The 17146-nt window shown below is 76.2% G+C and carries 16 protein-coding genes and 1 riboswitch; of the genes, 10 read left to right on the forward strand and 6 right to left on the reverse strand.

The annotated features are described in order from the left end of the window. The first annotated feature begins 25 nt into the window (after nucleotides 1–25). The 5 genes from glmS to tsaE all read left to right on the forward strand — a co-directional run bounded on the left by glmS (nucleotide 26) and on the right by tsaE (nucleotide 5747). On the forward strand, nucleotides 26–1993 hold the full coding sequence (glmS, locus tag FMM08_RS00730; protein WP_147924433.1) for a glutamine--fructose-6-phosphate transaminase (isomerizing): 1968 nt from the start codon (nucleotides 26–28) through the stop codon (nucleotides 1991–1993). 4 nt (nucleotides 1994–1997) lie between these two features. Continuing rightward, the gene (locus FMM08_RS00735; RefSeq protein ID WP_147924434.1) at nucleotides 1998–2369 is read left to right on the forward strand and encodes a holo-ACP synthase; all 372 of its coding nucleotides are present in this window, start codon (nucleotides 1998–2000) and stop codon (nucleotides 2367–2369) included. Continuing rightward, nucleotides 2366–3985, forward strand: coding sequence for a bifunctional ADP-dependent NAD(P)H-hydrate dehydratase/NAD(P)H-hydrate epimerase (locus tag FMM08_RS00740; protein ID WP_147924435.1), 1620 nt, complete (start codon nucleotides 2366–2368; stop codon nucleotides 3983–3985). Before FMM08_RS00735 ends, FMM08_RS00740 begins: the two co-directional genes overlap by 4 nt. A gap of 68 nt (nucleotides 3986–4053) precedes the next feature. Continuing rightward, the gene (gene alr, locus FMM08_RS00745; protein ID WP_147924818.1) at nucleotides 4054–5259 is read left to right on the forward strand and encodes an alanine racemase; all 1206 of its coding nucleotides are present in this window, start codon (nucleotides 4054–4056) and stop codon (nucleotides 5257–5259) included. Between the two features lie 50 nt (nucleotides 5260–5309). Further along, nucleotides 5310–5747, forward strand: a complete 438-nt coding sequence (gene tsaE, locus FMM08_RS00750) for a tRNA (adenosine(37)-N6)-threonylcarbamoyltransferase complex ATPase subunit type 1 TsaE (RefSeq protein WP_147924819.1) — start codon at nucleotides 5310–5312, stop codon at nucleotides 5745–5747. Between the two features lie 103 nt (nucleotides 5748–5850). Here tsaE and FMM08_RS00755 read toward each other — a convergent pair whose 3' ends face one another. Continuing rightward, entirely contained in the window at nucleotides 5851–7599 is a 1749-nt protein-coding gene (locus FMM08_RS00755) for an MDR family MFS transporter (protein WP_147924436.1), read from the reverse strand. Beyond that, nucleotides 7599–8096: a MarR family winged helix-turn-helix transcriptional regulator gene (locus FMM08_RS00760; protein WP_222710253.1), complete on the reverse strand. Its 498-nt coding sequence runs from the start codon at nucleotides 8094–8096 to the stop codon at nucleotides 7599–7601. Before FMM08_RS00760 ends, FMM08_RS00755 begins: the two co-directional genes overlap by 1 nt. Nucleotides 8097–8198: 102 nt before the next feature. Between FMM08_RS00760 and tsaB the strand changes: the two genes are divergently transcribed. The 5 genes from tsaB (at nucleotide 8199) to FMM08_RS00785 (ending at nucleotide 13208) form a co-directional block, all read left to right on the forward strand. Beyond that, nucleotides 8199–8930 (forward strand): tRNA (adenosine(37)-N6)-threonylcarbamoyltransferase complex dimerization subunit type 1 TsaB, encoded by a 732-nt coding sequence (gene tsaB / locus FMM08_RS00765; RefSeq protein WP_147924437.1) that lies wholly within the window; start codon nucleotides 8199–8201, stop codon nucleotides 8928–8930. A 28-nt stretch (nucleotides 8931–8958) separates the two neighbouring features. After that, entirely contained in the window at nucleotides 8959–9411 is a 453-nt protein-coding gene (gene rimI / locus FMM08_RS00770) for a ribosomal protein S18-alanine N-acetyltransferase (protein WP_147924821.1), read from the forward strand. Between the two features lie 75 nt (nucleotides 9412–9486). Further along, nucleotides 9487–10602, forward strand: a complete 1116-nt coding sequence (gene tsaD, locus FMM08_RS00775; protein WP_255471911.1) for a tRNA (adenosine(37)-N6)-threonylcarbamoyltransferase complex transferase subunit TsaD — start codon at nucleotides 9487–9489, stop codon at nucleotides 10600–10602. Between the two features lie 32 nt (nucleotides 10603–10634). Then, a complete protein-coding gene (gene lplAB, locus FMM08_RS00780; protein WP_147924438.1) occupies nucleotides 10635–11693 on the forward strand; it encodes a lipoate-protein ligase LplAB in 1059 nt (352 codons plus the stop codon). Nucleotides 11694–11710: 17 nt separating this feature from the next. Next, a riboswitch (SAM riboswitch) is annotated at nucleotides 11711–11819 on the forward strand. A 66-nt stretch (nucleotides 11820–11885) separates the two neighbouring features. Further along, a complete protein-coding gene (locus tag FMM08_RS00785; protein WP_147924439.1) occupies nucleotides 11886–13208 on the forward strand; it encodes an acyl-CoA dehydrogenase family protein in 1323 nt (440 codons plus the stop codon). Nucleotides 13209–13357: 149 nt separating this feature from the next. Here the strand turns inward: FMM08_RS00785 and FMM08_RS00790 are convergent, their stop codons facing one another. The 4 genes from FMM08_RS00790 to FMM08_RS00805 all read right to left on the reverse strand — a co-directional run bounded on the left by FMM08_RS00790 (nucleotide 13358) and on the right by FMM08_RS00805 (nucleotide 17119). After that, nucleotides 13358–14563, reverse strand: a complete 1206-nt coding sequence (locus FMM08_RS00790) for a sodium:calcium antiporter (protein WP_147924440.1) — start codon at nucleotides 14561–14563, stop codon at nucleotides 13358–13360. A gap of 162 nt (nucleotides 14564–14725) precedes the next feature. Then, nucleotides 14726–14938 carry a hypothetical protein gene (locus FMM08_RS00795; RefSeq protein WP_147924441.1) on the reverse strand — a complete coding sequence of 71 codons (213 nt, stop codon included), beginning with the start codon at nucleotides 14936–14938 and terminating at the stop codon, nucleotides 14726–14728. Between the two features lie 128 nt (nucleotides 14939–15066). Beyond that, nucleotides 15067–16053: an adenosine deaminase gene (add, locus tag FMM08_RS00800; protein WP_147924442.1), complete on the reverse strand. Its 987-nt coding sequence runs from the start codon at nucleotides 16051–16053 to the stop codon at nucleotides 15067–15069. Nucleotides 16054–16090: 37 nt separating this feature from the next. Next, nucleotides 16091–17119 carry a nucleoside hydrolase gene (locus FMM08_RS00805; RefSeq protein WP_187279448.1) on the reverse strand — a complete coding sequence of 343 codons (1029 nt, stop codon included), beginning with the start codon at nucleotides 17117–17119 and terminating at the stop codon, nucleotides 16091–16093. Nucleotides 17120–17146 lie beyond the last annotated feature (27 nt).

A 17146-nucleotide genomic window follows, 5' to 3' on the forward strand; every position in this document is an offset into this window, starting at 1 on the left:
CCGCGCGCCCCGTAGCCTTCCCGCCATGTGCGGCATCGTGGGCTACGCAGGTCCCCGTCCCACCGTCCGGCCCAGCGACCCCGCCGGCGGTGAGGCCCTGGCGGTGGTCCTGGAGGGGCTGCGGCGGCTGGAGTACCGGGGGTACGACAGCGCGGGCGTGGCCCTGGTCGTGGAGCGGGAGGTGCCCTCCGGCAGCGCTGACGGCGTCCCGCTCGGGGCGCACGAGCTGCGCGTGAGCAAGCGCGCCGGTCGCCTGGCGCGCCTCGTGGAGGCCCTCGAGGCCGACCCCGTGCCGGACGCCGCCGCGGCCATCGGGCACACCCGGTGGGCGACGCACGGCGGGCCCACCGACGCCAACGCCCACCCGCACACCAGCGCCGACGGCCGCCTGGCCGTCATCCACAACGGGATCATCGAGAACTACGCGGCGCTCAAGGCCGAGCTGCTCGAGCAGGGCGTCGTCTTCACCTCCCAGACCGACACCGAGGTCACCGCCCACCTGCTGGGCCGCGCCGCCGCGAGCCACCTGGGGCGCGTCGGCCAGCCCGACGGCCCTGCGGACCCGGCCACCGCGCTCGCGGACGCCATGCGCGAGGTGTGCGCCGGCCTGGAGGGCGCCTTCACGCTGCTGGCCGTGCACGCCGACGCCCCCGGTGTCGTCGTGGGGGCGCGCCGCAACTCCCCCCTCGTGGTGGGGCTGGGGGAGGGCGCCAACTACCTCGGCTCCGACGTCGCCGCGTTCATCGGCCGCACCCGCTCGGCCCTCGAGCTCGGGCAGGACCAGGTGGTGACCATCACCGCCACGTCGGTGGACGTCACCGGCTTCGACGGGACGCCCGTGGTGCCGCGCGCCTTCACGGTCGACTGGGACGCCGCCGCCGCCGAGAAGGGCGGCTACCAGTGGTACATGGACAAGGAGATCCACGAGCAGCCGAAGGCCGTGGCCGACACGCTGCTGGGCCGCACCGACGCCAGCGGCGCGCTGGTGCTGGACGAGCTGCGCATGGACACCGCCGTCCTGCGCCGCACCGACAAGATCATCGTCATCGCGTGCGGCACCTCGGCGTACGCGGGCCACGTGGCCAAGTACGCCGTCGAGCACTGGTGCCGGATCCCGGTGGAGGTCGAGCTCGCCAGCGAGTTCCGCTACCGCGACCCGGTCCTCACCGAGCGGACGCTCGTGGTGGCCATCTCCCAGTCGGGGGAGTCGATGGACGTCGTCATGGCCGTGCGCCACGCCCGCGAGCAGGGCGCCAAGGTCCTCGCCATCTGCAACACGCAGGGCTCGACCATCCCGCGCGAGGCCGACGCCGCGCTGTACACGCACGCCGGGCCCGAGGTGGCCGTCGCCTCGACCAAGGCGTTCCTCGCGCAGATCACGGCCTGCTACCTGCTGGGCCTGTTCCTCGCGCAGCTGCGCGGCAACATGTTCGCCGACGAGGTCCGCGCCGTCCTGCGCCAGCTGCACCAGATGCCCGACGCCGTGCAGACGGTGCTCGACCGCACCGAGGGGGTGCGCGAGCTGGCCCGCGAGCTGGCGGACTCGAAGTCCGTGCTCTTCCTGGGGCGCCACGTCGGCTTCCCGGTGGCACTGGAGGGCGCGCTCAAGCTCAAGGAGCTCGCCTACCTGCACGCCGAGGGGTTCGCCGCCGGTGAGCTCAAGCACGGCCCGATCGCGCTGGTGGAGGAGGGTCAGCCCGTGTTCGTCATCGTGCCCTCGCCCGACAGCCGCGACTCCCTGCACGCCAAGGTGGTCTCCAACGCGCAGGAGGTGCGCGCCCGCGGAGCCCGGACCATCGTCATCGCCGAGGACGGCGACGACGCGGTGCTCGGCTCGGCCGACCTCGTGGTGCGGGTGCCGCGCGTGCCCACGCTCATGGCGCCCCTGGTGACCGTGGTGCCCCTGCAGGTGTTCGCGATGGAGGTGGCCAGCGCCAAGGGCCTGGACGTCGACCAGCCCCGCAACCTCGCCAAGTCCGTCACCGTCGAGTGAGCCGATGATCGTCGGCGTCGGCATCGACGTCGTGGGCGTGGAGAGGTTCGGGCGCACCCTGGACCGCACCCCCGCGCTGCGCGACAGGCTCTTCACCCCCGCCGAGCGCGACCTGCCGCTGGAGTCCCTGGCGGCGCGCTTCGCCGCCAAGGAGGCCGTGGCCAAGGCCCTCGGGGCACCGGCCGGGCTGGGGTGGCACGACGCCGAGGTGGAGCGCTCCGCCTCCGGCCGACCGGTGCTGCGCGTGAGCGGCACCGTCGCAGCAGCCGCCGCCGCGCTCGGCGTCACCTCCTGGCACGTCTCCCTCACCCACGACGCCGGCGTGGCCTCCGCGGTGGTCGTCGCGGAGGCGCTGGGGCAGGCTGCGACCCCGTGACCACTGCGCACGCCGTCGACGCCGTCCGGCGCGCCGAGGCCGCGGCCGACCCCCACCTGGCCTCCCGCCCCGCCGGTCAGGACGGTCCGCTCATGCTGCGGGCCGCCGCCGGGCTGGCCGCGGTGGTGGCCGGTGAGGTGCGCCGCCGCCGCGGACGCCTCTACGGCGCGCGGGTGGTGCTGCTGGTGGGAACGGGCAGCAACGGCGGCGACGCCCTGCACGCCGGCGCACGCCTGGCCGCCGGAGGAGCGCAGGTGACCGCGCTGCTGGCCGGTCCCCGCGCCCACGCCGGGGGGCTCGCCTCCCTGCGCGCCGCGGGCGGACGCGTGCTGCCCGGTGCCGCCTCGTCGGGCGGGCCGGACCGGCCGGGCCACCAGGACGACGACCGCGGCCGCGCCGCCGGCGCCTCCTCCGCTGCCGAGGTCGCGCTGTCCGGTGCCGACGTCGTGCTCGACGGGCTGCTGGGCACCGGAGGCAGGCCCGGCCTGGACGCCGCGGCCGCCGGGCTGGTCGCCGCCGTCCCGCCCGCTGCGCTCGTGGTGGCTGTCGACGTGCCCAGCGGGGTGGACGCCGACAGCGGTGAGCTCCCGCGCGACGCGGCCGGGCGCCCCTCGTGCGTCCACGCCGACCTCACCGTGACCTTCGGCACCGCCAAGCCGGCGCTGCTGCTGCCGCCGGCGGCGCGCGTGGTCGGACGCGTCGTCGTCGTCGACATCGGGCTCGACCCCGCCGCGCTGGGACCGGCGGCGGTGGAGGAGCTCGACCCCGAGCAGGCCGCCCTGCTGTGGCCGGTGCCGGGGCCGCAGGACGACAAGTACTCCCGCGGCGTGCTGGGGGTGGTGGCCGGAGGCGACACGTACACCGGGGCGGCGCTGCTGTGCACCACCGCCGCCGTGCGCGCGGGTGCCGGGATGGTCCGCTACGTCGGCCCGCCGAGGCCCACCGAGCTGGTCCGGCAGCGGCTGCCGGAGGTGGTCCCCGGCGCCGGCCGCGTGCAGGCGTGGGCCGTCGGCTCCGGAGTCGACCCCGACGACGACGCCCAGGCCGGACCGCTGGCGCAGGCGCTCGCCGCTGCCGTCGACGACGGCGTGCCGTGCCTGCTGGACGCCGGTGCGCTGCCCGCGCTCGCGGCGCGGGTGCGAGCGGGCGGCCCGCTCGACCCGGAGGGCACGGCGGTGCTCCTGACGCCGCACGCGGGAGAGCTCGCCCGCCTGCTGGCCGAGCTCGGTCGTGAGGACGGCGAGCGCGTGGAGCGCTCGGCCGTGGAGGAGCGACCCCTCGAGCACGCCCTGCGCGCCGCGCGCGCCACCGGCGCCGTCGTCCTGCTCAAGGGCTCCACGACCCTGCTGGCGACGCCCGACGGCAGGGTCCGCGCGCAGACCGACGGGCCGGGCTGGCTGGGCACGGCGGGCGCCGGGGACGTCCTCGCCGGCATCGCCGGCGTGCTGCTCGCGGCCGGCCTGGCGCCCTTCGACGCCGGGGCGCTGGCCACCGCCGTCCACGGCCGCGCCGCGGCCGTGGCGAGCGCCGGTGGACCGCTGCACGCCGAGGCGGTGGCGCTGGCCGTGCCGGGCGTGGTCGCGCACCTGCTGACCCGACGGGAGTGGCCCGCGTGAGCGCTCAGCCGACCGACCAGCCGACCGACCAGCCGGCTGACGGGTGGCACGAGCACTGGACCGGGCAGGTGGTGGTGGACCTCGACGCCATCGCCGCCAACACGGCCCTGCTCGTGGAGCGCGCCGCGCCCGCCGCCGTCATGGCCGTGGTGAAGGCCGACGCCTACGGCCACGGCCTGGTGCCCGCTGCCCGCGCCGCCCTGGCGGGGGGCGCCACCTGGCTGGGCGTCGCGCAGCTGGGGGAGGCCCTGGCACTGCGCGCCGCTGGTGTCGACGCGCGGGTGCTGTGCTGGCTGTGGGTGCCCGGCGAGGACGTGGCGGCCGCCGTGGCGGCGGGGGTGGACCTGTCGGCCTCCTCGGCGCAGGCCGTGGAGGTCCTCGCCGACGCCGCCCGCGCGGCGGGCCGGCCGGTGCGGCTGCACCTGGAGGCGGAGACCGGGATGGGCCGCGGGGGCGCGGCGCCGCAGGACTGGCCCGAGGCGGTGCGCGCCGCCCTGGCGGCCCGGGAGCAGGGGCTGGCGGAGCTGGTCGGCACGTGGTCGCACCTCGCGCGCGCCGACGAGCCCGGGCACCCGAGCCTCCTGCTCCAGCGCGAGGCGTTCGAGCAGGCGCTGGCGGTCGCCGCGGAGCTGGGCGCGGCGTTCGCGCTGCGCCACCTCGCCAACTCGGCCGCGCTCCTCACCGACCCCGGCACCCGGTACGACCTCGTGCGGCCCGGCATCGCCGTCTACGGCCTCTCCCCGGGCGAGGGCGTCGGCAGCTCCGAGCAGCTGGGCCTGCGCCCCGCGATGGCGCTGCGGACCCGGCTGGCGCTCGTGAAGGACGTCGACGCCGGCCAGGGCGTCTCCTACGGGCACACCTACACCACCGAGCGCCCCACCCGGCTGGGCCTGGTGCCGCTGGGGTACGCCGACGGCGTGCCCCGCGCCGCCAGCGGCACCGGACCGGTGGCCGTGGCCGGCGGGATGACCGCGGTGGCCGGCCGGGTGTGCATGGACCAGTTCGTGGTGGACCTGGGGGGACTCCCCGGCGCCGCGCGCGCGGCCGCGGGCGACGTCGTGGAGCTCTTCGGCAGCGGCGCGCTCGGCGGGCCCACCGCGGAGGACTGGGCCCGGGCGTCCGGCACCATCGGGTACGAGGTGGTGGCCCGCGTCTCCGCGCGGCTCCCGCGCCGGTACACCGGGACCGCCGGGGTGCCGCGGAGCGACCCGGCGACCGACGACGGCCAGCACACCGGCCACGAGACCAGCGAGCAGGGAGGACCAGGGCTGTGACCGCGCGCTCGACGCAGGAGCAGGTGCTGGCGGTGCCGACCGCCGAGGACATGCACGAGCTGGGACGCGCGCTCGCGCGGCTCCTGCGCCCCGGAGACCTCGTCGTCCTCACCGGTGACCTCGGTGCCGGCAAGACGACGCTCACGCAGGGCGTCGGGGACGGCCTGGGCGTGCGCGGACCGGTGACCTCGCCGACCTTCGTCATCTCGCGCGTGCACCCCTCGCTCGTCGGGGGACCGGCGCTGGTGCACGTCGACGCCTACCGCCTCGGCTCGGCCGGCGAGGTCGACGACCTGGACCTCGACACCTCCCTGGAGGAGGCGGTCACCGTGGTCGAGTGGGGCGCGGGGCTCGTGGAGCAGCTGGCGGCCGACCGCCTGGAGGTGCAGCTCGAGCGCCCGTCCACCGAGGCCGACGGCGAGGGGCGACGGGTGGTCCTCCGAGGCGTCGGCGCCCGCTGGGAGGGCGTGGAGCTGCCCGCTCCCTGAGCACCGGGGCGCGCCAGCCGCTGGTCGTGCAGAAGACCCGCACCTCGAGCCTCGAGGTGCGGGTCTCCTGCACGACCACCGGGGCGGGCCGGTGGTCGCGGCGTCAGCGGGAGGCGCCGACCCTGCGGTCGTCGTCGTCCTCCTCCACCACGGGGGTGGTGGAGGTCGGCGCCGAGGCGGCGACCGCGGCCGCGGCTCCGTCAGCCGCCTGCTGGGCCGCGTCCTCGGCCTGGGCCTGGACGCCGGCCGTGGCGCGCAGCGGCTTCTCCGGCAGGAACAGCGTCACCAGGAAGCCGACCACCATGATGCCCGCCGCGATGAGGAAGATCGTGTCCATCGCGGAGGAGAAGCCGACCCGGAACGGGTGGGCCAGGACGTCGTCGAGGGTGTTCAGGAACGAGGTGTCGTTCAGCGAGCCGCCGCCGGAGGTGACGCTCTGCAGCGTCCTCGCCTGGTCGGGGTTCGCGGCCAGCGCCTCCTTGAAGGCGGCGGTGCTGCTCGCCTCGGTGAACGCGGTGGCGATGCGGCCGAGCATGAGGCTGAACAGCAGCGACAGGAACACGGCGGCGCCCAGCGTGCCGCCCATCTGGCGGAAGAAGGTCACCGAGGAGGTGGCCACGCCCATGTCGCGGGGGTTCACGGCGTTCTGGACGGCGAGGATCACCGACTGCATGTTGAGGCCCAGGCCCATGCCGAACAGCAGCATGATCGCCATGGTGGAGACCAGCGGCGTGTCGGCGCCCACGAAGGAGAACAGCACCAGGGCCACGGCCAGCACGGCCGTGCCGATGACGGGGAAGATCTTGTAGCGCCCGGTCGTGCTGGTGATGCGGCCGGAGACGGCTGCCGCGCTCATGATGCCGAGCATCAGCGGCAGGGTCTGCAGGCCGGCCACGGTGGGCGAGGAGCCCTTGACCACCTGCAGGTACTGCGGGAGCAGCAGCATCCCGCCGAACATGCCCATGCCCACGATGAAGCTGCTGACGATGCCGATGCTGAAGGTGCGCTCGCCGAACATGCGCGGCGGCAGCAGCGCCTCGTCGCCCATGACCCGCTCGGCGACGACGAACGCGGCGATGCCCACCGCGGCCAGGGCGTAGCAGACGACCGAGCTGGTGGAGCCCCAGCCCCACTCGCGGCCCTGCTCGGCGACGATGAGCATCGGCACCAGGGCGAGGACGAGCGCGGCGGCGCCCCACCAGTCGATGCGGTGGTCGCGGCGGACGTGGGGGATGTGCAGCACGCGGGCCACCACGAACAGGGCGACGACGCCGAGCGGCACGTTGACGAAGAAGATCCAGCGCCAGCCGGTGAGGCCGAGCAGCGAGCTCTGGCCGGCGAGGACGCCGCCGATGACCGGGCCCAGCACGCTGGAGGAGCCGAACACGGCCATGAAGAACGCCTGGTACCGGGAGCGCTCCCGCGGCGGCACGATGTCGCCGAGGATCGCGAACGCCAGGCTCATCAGGCCGCCGGCGCCGATGCCCTGCACCGCGCGGAACGCGGCCAGGGAGTACATCGACCACGCGAAGGCGCACAGCACCGACCCGAGGACGAACACCGCGATCGCGAACAGGTAGAACGGCTTGCGGCCGTAGATGTCGGAGAGCTTGCCGTACAGCGGCGTCGAGATCGTCGACGTGATGAGGAACGCCGTGGTGGCCCACGCCTGCAGGGAGTAGCCCTGCAGGTCGTCCGCGATGGTGCGGATGGCGGTGGAGACCACCGTCTGGTCGAGCGCGGCGAGGAACATGCCGAGCAGCAGGCCGGACAGGATGGTCATGATCTGGCGGTGGGTGAACGCCCCCGTGGGGGCGCTGGCCGCCGGCGGGGCGGCTGCGGTGGAGGACATCAGGGCTCCTGCGTGGGGAGGGGGCCGGTCGGGGAGGTCTGGGGGCCGAGTGCGGCGGCGGCGAGCGCCTCGCGGAAGCGGCGCAGGTCGGTCGTGAAGGTGGAGATCTCCTCGGGGGCCCAGTCGGAGAGGGCGTCGGCGAAGAGGCGAGCGCGCTGGGCGCGCAGGGCCGAGACGGCCGCGCGGCCGGCGGGCGTGGTGGCGATGAGGCAGGCGCGGCGGTCGCCCGGGTCGTCCTGGCGCTCGACCAGGCCCTCGGCCACGAGCTCGGCGACCTGCCGGCTGGTGGTGGAGGGGTCGGCGTGGACGATCTCGGCCAGGGCGGTGGTGCGCAGCGGCCCGTGGTGGGCCACCGGGAAGAGCAGGGAGTGCGCCGAGCGCGTCGCCGACTGGGCCTTGTAGAGGTGGACGACGCGCATCAGCGAGCCGAACTCCTCCACCAGCTCCTCGGCGGCCGGCGTGCGGGCCGGCGCACTCGACGTGTCGATGGATGTCACAAGCAATGATCCTACGACTGTTGTGTGCAGCGTGCAAGCAACTTTCCTCGGCGTGTCGGGTGGCGGGCGGTCGCGCCACCCGGGCGGCCTACGCTGCTGGCCGTGCTGCTGCTCGCCCTCGACACCTCCTCCGCCGTCGGCGTCGCCCTCCTGGACTCCGAGCGCGTGCTCGCCCAGGAGCAGCACCTCGACGCCCGCCGCCACGGCGAGCTGCTGGCGCCCGCCGTCCGCTCCGTGCTCGCCGCCGCTGGCGTCGACCGCCGCGACCTCGGCGCCGTGGCGGTCGGGGTCGGCCCGGCGCCCTTCACCGGCCTGCGCGTCGGCGTGGTCACCGCGCTCGCGCTCGGGGAGGCGCTCGGCGTCCCCGTGCACGGCGTGGGCAGTCTCGACGCCCTGGCCGCCAGCGCCCTGGCCGCCGCGCCGGCCAGCGCCCGCGGACCGCTCGCCGGCGGCTTCGTGGTGGCCGCGGACGCCCGCCGCCGCGAGGTGCACTGGGCGCGCGTGGCCGTCGACGACCCCTCCGACGCGCTCTCGGGCTGGCGCCGCACCGCGGGCCCGGACGTCTCCGCCGCCGCCGACGTCCCCGCCCAGGGACTGCCCGCCGTCGGGCGCGGCGCCACCCTCTACCGCGACGCCCTGCCCGGGCCCGACGTGATCGCGGGCGCCTCGGGCGACGCGCAGGACGCCGTGGCCCTGCCCCTGGACCCCGACCCGGGCGTGCTCGGCGCGCTCGTGGCGAGGCGGCTGGCCACCGGCGGTGAGCTGCTGCCCCCCCAGCCGCTGTACCTGCGCCGCCCCGACGCCCAGGTGCCGGCCTCGCTCGCCGGCCGGTGAGGCGGTGAGCGCGCCGGTCCTGCGGCCGATGCGCTGGTGGGACGTCGAGCCGCTGCTGCCCGTCGAGGCGGAGCTCTTCGGCGCCAGCGCCTGGAGCGCGGAGACCTTCTGGTCCGAGCTGGCCGCCCCGGGGCGCACCTACCTCGTCGCCGTCGAGGACGACGACGACGGCGTGCGCGACCGGGCGCTGCTCGGCTACGCCGGCCTGGCGCTCGCCGGGCCCGACGCTGACGTCCAGACGCTCGCCGTGGCGCCGCACGCGCAGCGCCGCGGCGTGGGCGGCCTGCTGCTCGACGCGCTGGTCCGCGCGGCGCGCGACGGGGGCGCCAGCGCGGTGCTGCTGGAGGTGCGCGCCGACAACGCCCCGGCGCAGGCGCTCTACGCCGCCCGCGGCTTCGAGCGGATCGGCGTGCGGCGCCGCTACTACCAGCCGGAGGACGTCGACGCCCTGGTGCTCCGGCTGCGCCTGGCCGGCACCTGACCGGCACCTGACCGCCACCTGGCCGGCGCTGGAGCCCGTTCTGGAGCTGTCGGCGACCGCTCGTAGGGTGTCGGCGTGACCCTGGCCGCGCAGACCGCCGAGTCCGCCCCCACCTCCGCGCCGCTGGTGCTCGGCATCGAGAGCTCCTGCGACGAGACCGGCGTCGCCCTCGTCCGCGGCTCGCAGCTGCTGGGACACGCGGTGGCCAGCAGCGTGGACGAGCACGTGAGGTTCGGCGGGGTGGTCCCCGAGATCGCCAGCCGCGCCCACCTCGAGGCGCTCCTGCCCACGACGCGCCGCGCCTGCGAGGAGGCGGGCGTGACCCTCGCCGACGTCGACGCCGTGGCGGTGACCGCCGGGCCGGGCCTGGCGGGCGCGCTGCTCGTGGGCGTCGCCGCGGCGAAGGCGCTCGCGCTGGCCCTCGACGTGCCGCTGCTGGGCGTCAACCACCTCGTGGCCCACGTCGCGGTCGACGTGCTGGTCTCCGGCGCCCTGCCGGAGCGCAGCGTGGCGCTGCTGGTCTCCGGGGGGCACACCGAGCTCCTCGACGTGCGCAGCCCCGGACGTCAGGGGAGCCAGGGCGTCGGCGCGATGCGGGTGGAGCTGCTCGGGCAGACCCTCGACGACGCCGCCGGTGAGGCGTTCGACAAGGTCGCGCGCCTGCTCGGGCTGCCCTACCCCGGCGGCCCGCACGTGCAGCGCGCCGCCGAGTCCGGCGATCCCGCGGCGTTCCCCTTCCCCCGCGGCCTGACGGCCGCGCACGACCTGCGCCGCCACCCGTACGACTTCTCCTTCTCCGGGCTCAAGACGGCCGTCGCCCGCCAGGTCGACGCGCACCGCCGCGCCGGAGGCGAGCTGGACGAGCGCTTCGTCGCCGACGTCGCCGCGTCCTTCTCCGAGGCCGTGGCTGACGTCCTCGCGCGCAAGACGGTGACCGCGGCCCTGGACCGCGGCGTGCAGACGGTGCTGCTGGGCGGCGGGGTGGCCGCGAACGCGCGCGTGCGCGGGCTCCTGGCCGAGCGGTGCGAGGCCGCCGGGCTGGACCTGCGGGTGCCACCGCTGCGGCTGTGCACCGACAACGGCGCCATGGTCGCCGCGCTGGGTGCGCTCGCGCTGGCCGACGGGCTCGGGCCCTCCCCGCTGGAGCTGGCCACCGACCCCGGGCTGCCGGTCTCCACCATCGTCGTCTGACCCGTCGATCGAACCAGAGAGCAGGTCCCGCGGTGCACGGCGAGTACAAGGTCCCCGGCGGCAAGCTCGTGGTGGTCGACCTCGACGTCGACGACGCAGCCCCCGGCGGGGTGCTGCGCGGCGTCCGCGTCTCCGGGGACTTCTTCCTCGAGCCCGACGACGCCCTCGAGGCCATCGACGCCGCGCTGGAGGGCGCCCCCGCTGACGCCGACGCCGCCGACCTGGCGGGCCGGGTGCGCGCCGCCCTGCCGGCCGGTGCCGTGCTCCTGGGGATCACGCCGGAGGCCGTCGCCGTCGTCGTCCGACGCGCCCTGGCGCGGGCGACCGGCTTCGCCGACCACACCTGGTCGCTCGTGCACCGGGGACCGGAGAGCCCCGAGCTGCTCATGGCCCTCGACGAGGTGCTGCTCGCCTCGGTGGCGTCGGGAGAGCGGGGGCCCACGCTGCGCGTGTGGGAGTGGGACCGCCCGACGGTGATCATCGGGAGCTTCCAGTCGCTGCGCAACGAGGTCGACGGCGAGGCGGCCGCGGCGCTGGGGGTCGACGTCGTGCGGCGGATCAGCGGCGGCGGGGCGATGTTCGCCGAGCCCGGCAACACCATCACGTGGTCCCTGACGGTGCCCGACTCCCTCGTGGCGGGGCTCAGCTTCGTGGACTCCTACGCCTACCTGGACGCCTGGGTGCTGGAGGCCCTCGGCGACCTCGGCGTCAAGGCCGAGTACCGGCCCATCAACGACATCGTCTCCGCGGCCGGCAAGATCGCCGGGGCGGCGCAGAAGCGCGTGCCCGGCGCCGTGCTGCACCACGTGACGATGTCCTACGACATCGACGCCGCCAAGATGCTGCAGGTGCTGCGCATCGGGCGCGAGAAGCTCTCCGACAAGGGCACCACCAGCGCCGCCAAGCGCGTGGACCCGCTGCGCTCGCAGACCGGGATGGCCCGCGACGACGTCATCGCCGCGATGGCCGCCTCGTTCCGCGGGCGGTACGGGCTCGTGGACGGCGACGTCACCGCCGCGGAGCTGGCGGCGGCCCGCGAGCTGGCGCAGAGCAAGTACCTCGACCCGGCCTGGACCGCCAGGGTGCCCTGACGCTACGGTGCCGCCCAGGTCATGAGCGCCAGCGCCAAGCCCCGGCTCGCTGGCCAGCAACCCCCGCGTCGTGGGGTGCTCCGGGTGATGACCGGACCAGGCGTCCGCGCCCGGTAACGACGCGCTCCTCCTCGTCGGTCCCGGGCACCGCCGCCTGGTGACGACCACCGATCGCCGAGGAGAGCGCTGTCGATGAGCACCACCACCCAGCCCACCAGCACGCCCACCAGCACGCCCACCAGCACGCCCACCAGCCAGGCCGAGCGGCTCGCCGCGGCGCGCGCCCGCCTGCAGCCCGTCTTCGACGACGTGGCGCAGGGCGTGGTGCAGCGCGAGGTCGACCACCAGCTGCCGCGCGAGCAGGTGCGCGCCCTCGTCGAGGCGGGCTTCACGCGCCTGCGCGTGCCGGTGGAGCACGGCGGCGACGGCCTCGACCTCGTGGGCTTCACGGAGCTCCTCATCGACCTGGCCGCCGCCGACTCCAACCTCCCGCAGATCTTCCGCGGGCAGGTCGCGTGGGTCGAGCACCTGCTCTCCCTGCCCGAGGGGCCCTACCGCGACGCGTGGCTCGCACGGGTGGCCGCGGGGGAGTGGACCGGCAACGCCTGGAGCGAGACCGGCGGTACCACCCTCGGGGGGCAGGCGACCAAGGTCCGCCGCGACGCCGACGGCCGCTGGCGCATCAGCGGCCGCAAGTACTACACGACCGGCACGATCTACGCCGGCTGGAGCGACGTCGTCGCCCAGCTCACCGACGAGGCCACCCTCGCCGCGCAGGAGGCCGGAGACGCCGCCGCCGGGACCGTGACGGCGCTCGTGCGGCTGGACCAGCCCGGCGTGACCGTCAGCGACGACTGGGACGGCTTCGGCCAGCAGCTCACCGGCACCGGCACGCTGGTGCTCGAGGACGCCCTCGTCGAGGACGACGACCTCGCGGCCTTCGACGACAGGTTCCGCTACCAGACCGCGCTGTACCAGCTGGTGCTGCTGGCCGTGCACGCCGGCATCGCCGCCGCGGTGGAGCGCGACACCGCCCACGAGGTGCGCTCCCGCACCCGCTCCTACAGCCACGGCCTGGCGCCGGTGGTCCGCGAGGACCCGCAGGTGCTCGCGGTGGCCGGGGAGATCTCCTCGACCGCGTTCGCCGCCCGCGCGATCGCCCTGGCCGCCGCGGCCGCCGTCCAGGGGGCCGCGGACACCGCGCACGACCGCGACAGCGAGGCCGACCTGGCCGCGAACGTCCGCGCCGAGATCGCCACCGCGCAGGCGCAGGTGGTGCTGTCCGAGAGCGTGCCGCGCGCGGCGACGCTGCTGTTCAACACCCTCGGCGCCTCGGGGACGTCGCGCGCGAAGGACCTCGACCGGCACTGGCGCAACGCCCGCACGGTCGCGTCGCACAACCCGGTGATCTACAAGACCCGCATCGTGGGCGACTGGTCCGTCAACGGCACCACCCCGCCGTTCGTCTGGGCCATCGGCACGCACACCGAGGCCACGCCCGCGCCCCAGGGCTGACCGACCGTCCGTTCCTCTCCGCACCCTCCGCGGCAGGTGCGCCGAGCGCGCCGCCACAACCGCACGTGCCGCGGAGGGTGCGTCGAGGAGGGCCCGGGCACGGCACTCGCCGCGGAGAGTGCGCGAGGAGGAGCGGGCGGAGCGGGCGGTCAGACGGTGAGGGCCAGGCCGGCGGCGAAGGCCGCGTAGGCGGAGGACGCCACCGCCAGGCGCACCGCGGTCACCCTGCGGGTGGCGAAGAGCACCAGCAGGTAGCCCACGCACAGCAGGGTGGCGACCGCCGCCAGCAGCAGCGGTCCCTGCACGTGCCAGCTGGTGAAGGCCAGGCCCAGGCCCGTGGGGATGGTCGCCTGGATGACCATCGAGCCCGCCAGGTTGCCCAGCGCGAGCGACACCTTGCCCTTGCGGACCCAGATCAGCGCGTTGAGCATCTCCGGCAGCTCCGTCGCGACGGGCGCGAGCAGCAGCGCCACCAGCGACGCCGACAGGCCCAGCTGCGGGGCCAGCGCCTCCAGCTGGCCCACGAACACCTGCGACGCGGCGAAGATGACGGCCAGCGACACGACCACCTGCACGACGACGGCGGTGGTGCTCGGGCGCTCGCGGCGCGGCTGCGCCTTCAGCGGCTCGAGGTCCTCGGCGCTGTGCGCCTCGCCGCCGGCGCGCACCTGCCGCCAGCAGTAGACGGCGTACACGCCGAAGAACACCCACCCCAGCCACGGCTTCACCGTGAAGGCCACCAGACCGAGCCCGGCGGCCAGCGCGAAGCTCACGAGGAACCAGGTCTGGTCGCGCGCCAGCGAGCGCGTGTCGAGCTCGGCCAGCTGGGCGGTCTCGGCGTCGGTCGGTCCACCGGCGGCCGCCGCGCCGCCGCCCCGGGAGGAGCCCGTGGGCGCTCCGGCGGCGCCGACCCGCTCCGCGGCGACCACGCGGTTGCCGGCGCTGCGGTGCACCGCGCGTCGGTTGGTCAGCAGCACCACGCCGACCACGGCGTAGGCCAGGCTGCCGACGACGAGCGGTCCGCCCAGCGCCGCACCGACCCCGACGTCGGCGCCGGTCTCCTGCGAGCCGAACAGCACTGCGACGAGCGTGACGACGCTCTCGGGCAGCGCGGTGCCGGCGGCGGCCAGCACGGTGCCCACGGCGGCCGAGCCGACGGCCATGCGCACGCCCAGCCACTCGACGGCGTTCACGAACCACTCGCACGCGAGGTAGATGAGGACGGCGCAGCCGAGCAGCAGGACGAGGGTGAGGAGCACGCGGTGCCTCCGCAGCAGGTCGCCGAACCCGTGCGGGCACAGCGAGAAGGCGGCGAGCCGGGGACCCGCCAGGGCCCGCGACCAGCTCACCGCCATCGGTCAGGACGAGTCGTGGTGGCCCGCGCAGCGGGCCGCCACCGACGTTATCGGCTGCTGCGGCGGGGGACCAGCACTTCGGTCACCCGAAAAAACCACGTCTGACCTGCGCGGACGCATCCGCTGAGTTCGGCTGCCCGAAACCCCGGTCGGCGGCCGGGCTCAGGAGCGCAGTGCAGCGGCCCACTCCGGGGCCCGGTGCTCGACCTCGGCGCTCGCGCCTGACAGGTCGGCAGGTTCGCGCAGCGCCTGTGGTGGGCGGGCGTGGAGGTGCGGCCGGTGGGCGGGCAGCGCAGCGGAGACGGCGAGCGCCAGCCCGAGCAGGAGCGCCGGGGCGGCGAGCGCCAGGAACAGCACGGCGACGGCGGTGGACACCGGCGGCCCTCCTCCCACGACGAGTCCGGGCGGCGTCTGCGACCCCCGGTTTCGGTGGACCGAAACTACCACCCCTCCGGGCGGTCGTGCAGGTCCGAGCGCCCGGCGTCGTCAGGTCGTGGCCGGCGTCACGTCGCCAGCCAGGCCTCCACGCGCTCCAGCGCCTCGCTGACCAGTGCTGCCGGTGCGTGCGAGGCGGCCTCGATCCCGCTGCGCGCCACGGTGGCGAGCTGGGCGTCGTCCAGGCCGAGCGCCGTGCGCGCCGTCTCGTACTCCTCCAGCAGCCCGGGGCCGAAGAGCAGGGAGTCGTCGGTGTTGACCGAGCAGGGCACCCCCGCCTCAAGGAGCTGTCGCAGCGGGTGCTCTGCCAGGGACGGCACCACGCCCAGCAGCACGTTGGACGTCGGGCACACGTCCAGGCAGACGCGCTCGGCGGCGAGCCGCTCCACGAGCGCCGGGTCCTCCACGGCGCGCACGCCGTGGGCGATGCGCCCGGCCCCGAGGTCGTCGAGGGCGGACCTCACGCTGTCAGGGCCCAGCAGCTCGCCCGCGTGCGGCGCGGACACCAGGCCGCCGGCCCGGGCCACGGCGAAGGCGCGGGCGAACGGCGCCGGCGGGCCGAGCACCTCGTCGTGCGCGAGGCCGAACGAGACCACGCCGGCCTCGGCGCGGGTCACGGCGAGCTCGGCGAGCGCCTCGGCGTCCTCCGGGGGCAGCACGCGGATGGCCGTCACCATCAGCCCGAAGCCCACGCCGAGGCGCGCCGCGGTCGTGCGGCCCTCGTCGAGGGCCACGTCGAGGATCCGCCCGGCGTCGGCCAGCTGCGGGCTCTCGTAGTGCGGCCACAGCTGCGGCTCCACCCACACCGCGCCGTCGGCGGCGGCGTCCTCGACCACCTCGCGGACCACGCGGCGCAGGTCGTCCTCGGTCTTGATGCACTGCGCCGCGGCGTCGTACAGGCCGGCGAACGCCCCGAAGTTCCCGTAACCGCGGGTCTCCGGCACGGGGATGCCGTACCCGGCCGCCAGCTCCGCCAGCGTGGACGGGCGCATGCAGCCCTCGAGGTGGGTGTGCAGGGAGGCCTTGGGCAGCAGGCGCAGGTCGCGGGCGGTCATGCGCGCAGGCTAGGCGCGCACCGGGCGTCGTGGACGGTCAGCCTCCGTGATGGCCCGAGGGCCCGTCGGAGCGGACCCGGCAGCCGGCCAGCACCCGTCGCACCACGGCCGAGGCGGCGCGCTCGGCGTCGACGCCCACGGCCACGCGGACGGTCCCGCTGGGGTCGGGCACGTGCACCACGGCGCCCCGCTCGTCCACGGACACCCGCCCGGGCGGACCGAGCTGCAGCACCTCGGGCTCGTCGACCAGCAGCAGCGCGGTGACCGGGTCGTGCGGGACGCCCCACGGCTCGTCCCAGAACTCCCACCACTGCCGCACCTGCGCCGCGAGGGCGGCGCCCAGCGGTCCCGCGGCGGCGATGCGCTCGACGTCGGCAGCCTCCAGGCGCACCTGCTGGGTGGTCTCCAGGCCGACGACGAGCGTCGGCGCGCCGCAGGTGAGGACCTCGGCCGCGGCGACGGCGTCGCTGCGCAGGTTGTGCTCGTCCTCCACCAGCCCCTCCGCGGTGAGGGCGCCGTCCCACCGACCTCCCATGACCACCAGCGAGCGCAGGTGGCCGGCCAGCTCGGGGTGGCGCCTCAGCGCCGTCGCCACACCGGTGAGCGGGCCGATGGCCAGCAGGTCCACCGAGCCCGGCGCCGCGGCGGCGGTGGCCGCGAGCCAGTCCGCAGCGTCGTCGGCCGCAGCGGCTCCGGGCGCCGGGGGCGTCGTCGTCGCCGTCGTGAGGTCCCCCAGCAGGGTGCCCTCGTGGCCGGCCCACCAGACCTCCGCGCCGGACAGCGGCGCGGAGGCACCGGCGCGCACGGGCAGGCCGCGCCCCGTCTGCAGGAGCGCTCCCGGACCGGGGACGCCCGCGAGCTCCAGCAGGCGCGACGTGGCACGGGCGCGCAGGTCGGTGTCTCCGTAGACGGTGGTGACGCCGACCAGCTCCACCTCGGGGGAGCCGAGCAGCAGGGCGAGGGCGAGGGCGTCGTCGACGTCGGTGCCCAGGTCGGTGTCGAGCACCACGCGCCGCCGCGGGGCCCGTCCGTCGGTGGAGTCGCGCGAAGGGGCGTCCGGGGTCACGGTCCCCAGCCTGTCAGCACGGCCGAC

This window comes from Quadrisphaera setariae, from assembly GCF_008041935.1.
Classification (GTDB): domain Bacteria; phylum Actinomycetota; class Actinomycetes; order Actinomycetales; family Quadrisphaeraceae; genus Quadrisphaera; species Quadrisphaera setariae.

Excerpts from the sequence above, each read along its gene's own strand:
- glmS (WP_147924433.1), top strand. The coding sequence starts at position 26 with ATGTGCGGCATCGTGGGCTACGCAGGTCCCCGTCCCACCGTCCGGCCC.
- tsaE (WP_147924819.1), top strand. The coding sequence starts at position 5,310 with ATGCACGAGCTGGGACGCGCGCTCGCGCGGCTCCTGCGCCCCGGAGAC.
- FMM08_RS00785 (WP_147924439.1), top strand. The coding sequence starts at position 11,886 with ATGAGCACCACCACCCAGCCCACCAGCACGCCCACCAGCACGCCCACC.
- FMM08_RS00755 (WP_147924436.1), bottom strand. The coding sequence starts at position 7,599 with ATGTCCTCCACCGCAGCCGCCCCGCCGGCGGCCAGCGCCCCCACGGGG.
- rimI (WP_147924821.1), top strand. The coding sequence starts at position 8,959 with ATGCGCTGGTGGGACGTCGAGCCGCTGCTGCCCGTCGAGGCGGAGCTC.
- add (WP_147924442.1), bottom strand. The coding sequence starts at position 16,053 with ATGACCGCCCGCGACCTGCGCCTGCTGCCCAAGGCCTCCCTGCACACC.
- FMM08_RS00790 (WP_147924440.1), bottom strand. The coding sequence starts at position 14,563 with ATGGCGGTGAGCTGGTCGCGGGCCCTGGCGGGTCCCCGGCTCGCCGCC.
- FMM08_RS00735 (WP_147924434.1), top strand. The coding sequence starts at position 1,998 with ATGATCGTCGGCGTCGGCATCGACGTCGTGGGCGTGGAGAGGTTCGGG.